Origin of the sequence: Micromonospora globbae (assembly GCF_003610785.1) — a bacterium.
In the GTDB taxonomy this organism is placed as follows: domain Bacteria; phylum Actinomycetota; class Actinomycetes; order Mycobacteriales; family Micromonosporaceae; genus Micromonospora; species Micromonospora globbae.
The window spans coordinates 1-2,862 of sequence record NZ_RAQQ01000075.1; the positions used below are offsets into that span (position 1 = coordinate 1).

At 66.6% G+C, this 2,862-nt stretch carries 2 protein-coding genes and 2 pseudogenes; 1 reads left to right on the forward strand and 3 read right to left on the reverse strand.

Annotation, left to right across the window (positions count from 1 at the left end; translation table 11 throughout):
- Positions 1-128: 128 nt before the first annotated feature.
- The 3 genes and pseudogenes from D7I43_RS32265 to D7I43_RS33990 form a co-directional block, all read right to left on the reverse strand.
- On the reverse strand, positions 129-809 hold the full coding sequence (locus D7I43_RS32265; RefSeq protein ID WP_192902325.1) for a YdcF family protein: 681 nt from the start codon (positions 807-809) through the stop codon (positions 129-131).
- Positions 810-955: 146 nt separating this feature from the next.
- Complete coding sequence (locus D7I43_RS32270; protein WP_240033333.1) at positions 956-1,612, reverse strand: hypothetical protein; 657 nt, start codon at positions 1,610-1,612, stop codon at positions 956-958.
- 6 nt (positions 1,613-1,618) lie between these two features.
- Positions 1,619-1,753, reverse strand: a pseudogene (locus tag D7I43_RS33990) (hypothetical protein); the annotation flags it as partial.
- Positions 1,754-2,267: 514 nt separating this feature from the next.
- Between D7I43_RS33990 and D7I43_RS32275 the strand changes: the two are divergent.
- Positions 2,268-2,741: pseudogene (locus tag D7I43_RS32275) on the forward strand (hypothetical protein); the annotation flags it as partial.
- Between the last annotated feature and the right edge of the window lie 121 nt (positions 2,742-2,862).

Below are 2,862 nucleotides of genomic sequence, written 5' to 3' on the forward strand. Positions count from 1 at the left end.
CGGCCCACAGGTCGTCCGAGACGATCCACGGCGGCTGCTCACCTCGCCTCACGGCCGATCACTGTAGTTGATCGTCCACGAGGGACAAATCCACCTCCGCCCAGATCATTCTGTTAGGAGTTCTAAGCTCAGATCAGCCGGCTCGTGTAGCCAGCCGCCACCAGACGCTCGAACGCCGTCCGCACCTCGTCCGGTATCTCCTGCGGGATCGCGAACCCGCGCTCGGCGTACACCTCGATCCGCTGCGTGTCGCCGACCAGCATGTCCACCACCCGCCGCGGGTCGCCGATGCTGCTCACATAGTCGTCCAGCTCCAGGGGGTTCGACGCGCACACCACGTTGACCTCCGGCCACATCAGCCTGCACGTGGCGTAGGCCCGACGCTGCTGGTAGGGCCTCGACATGATCAGCACCGACTGCACCGGGATCTGTCGTTCGTTGAGGAGCCTGCGCGAGTACTCCAGGTTCTGGGCGGTGTTCGTTGCGCGCGGTTCCACGAGAATCGCTTCCGCAGGTACGCCCTGCTCGACGGCGTACTCGCGGTAGTGCATCGCTTCTCCCCGTGGGAACCGTTCGACGGTCGTCGGGGCGTTCGCGCCGGTGAACACGATCCTTGGGAACAGGCCCTCGTGAAACAGGCGCGTCGCGATGACCGCCACGCCGAGGTCGTGACTGCCCAACCCGATCCCCACGTCGCACGGGCGCAACTCGTGACGCATGTCGTGGTAGCGCCAGAGCGTCTCCACGTCCGCCCGGATAGCGTCGGGAATCGCCTCGGCATGTGCCGCCGCATGCCGGTTCATCAGCACCTACCAGTCCGGTCCGCGGTGGGTTCCCTCATGCCGCCAGCGTAGGGGTAGCAGGGCAGCACGACGCCGCTGACTTCAGCACCACGCCGCCGGCCTCGTGACGGTCAGGAGGTTGGCGTCGGCAGGGGCATCGTGACGTGGTGCGGTCAGGATCCGACCTCGATGAGGCACCGCCTACCATTCTCGCCCGGCACCTGCCATACCTGCTCGTCCGGCCAGTGGCGATACAACAACTGCCGCCTGGTCGTGGCGACAGCGCTCAGCAGCGGCCCCCGGAGCAGGTCGGCCCGCAACCGTTCCTCCCGCTCGGCGTCCTGAGCGATTAGAAGAACCGCCCCGACCGGCACCATCCGGCCCGCACGCCGGTAGCCGGCCAACAGTCCACCCAGCCCTGACGCCGGCCGCTCGTGCTCGGCGACAACGTCGCCGACCGGGCCCCGGTCGACGTGTACCAGGAACCGCAGGCACCGCCCGTCCTGCAGCCATATGCCGTAGCCGTCGGCCCGCAACTGCGCGAGGTCGTGCTGGCGCAACCACGCCGAGGTCTCCATCGTCGCCAGCCACTGGAACAGCTCGCACCGCCCCGGGTTGCGCCGCGACACCTCGATCAACGGCAGAAACAGCAGGGCATCCGCCATGCCGGAGGGCCGCTGACCCAACCTCAGCGGAACCGGCCGCCCCGACGCCGTCAGGGCGCGCCGGAGCACGTCGGTCCCCTCGGCCGTGATCCCGTACCACCAGGTGTGGGTCCGGTCCTCCGGCGAGCGCTCGCGGCGCACCAGTCCCGCCTCCTGCAGCCACACCAAGTCACGGTGAGCGGTCAGCCGCGACACCGCACAAACAAGCGCCACGTCCAGCGTCGATGCAGAACCATGCTGTGCCAGGTACGACAGGATCCGCCACCGCCGCGGGGACAACCGCCGCGCGGCATCCTGGTCACCCATTCCCTGATGATCCCTCCGAGCCCCGGCGGTCCGACATCCTGTTTCCAGCGGCTGCAACAGAGAGTGGTCGATGCTCTGACCGGGAGATCGGAAGCCAGGGACCGCCGTGACCGGAGACAGCGCCCGCCGTGGGCCGTTGGGCCAGGCCGTGCGAGCACCCACATACCCAAACCGTGGTTTTGGGGCCGATTTTGGAGATCACTGTTCAGTGAATCAGCCGAAGAGGGGAGGACGAAGGAAGCGAAGCGGTCAAACCGGGCCACCAAAAGTCGATCTCCACAGGGCGCCCAGCACCGCGGTACCGATCGCCAGAAACGCCTGGCACGCGCCTTCCCGGCTCGGCGATGAAGCGCCATACACCGACAGCGGTTTACTGAACGTGACGAATCCAGGCGAACTCTCCGTGCCGGCGTTCGGCTGGGCAGCTGCCCCTCGCCCCTGCCGGCTAGCGCCAGATCCCCTTGATGTGAGACTGTCTATGTAACTGAGTGTGTCTGGACGGCTGCGTCTAGCGATGTGGGTGGTTCCGTTGGAACAGCTTCCGTTGTGGGGACCGAGCACCAACGAAGATCCGAGACCGAAGCCAGTCCTGGCACGACCAGCAAAACTCCGCCTCCTAATCACAGTGAAAGCGGCACCCAACCCCTCGGCGCGGTACGGGGAGACGGTCTGCGTCGGGGCGCTGGGCATAGACCCGCCCTGGACGGGTTGGATTCGCCTCTACCCGGTCCACTATCGGGACCTCGACGACGACGGCAAGTTCCACAAGTACGACATCATCCACGTCGAGGCACTGCCAGCCAGGCAAGACCAGCGGCGCGAGAGCTGGAAGCCGATCGTGGACACCATCACCACCGAGCGGCACGTTGCCAGCCCGCAGTCGCGTCGCTACCTCCTTGATCCACTCGTCGAAGACTCCATGTGCCGGCTCAACAAACAGGCCCGCGACGACCGGAACGCACGATCGATCGCGCTGATTCGCGTGTCAAGCCCCGGGTTTGATGGAGAGTTGGTTAGCTGGTTTTCAGGGGTGCGGTGACCGGGTGGGTCATCGCGTGTAGCGCCTCGTACTCGGCGGGTGGGACGTGGCCGAGTTCGCCGTGCAGCCT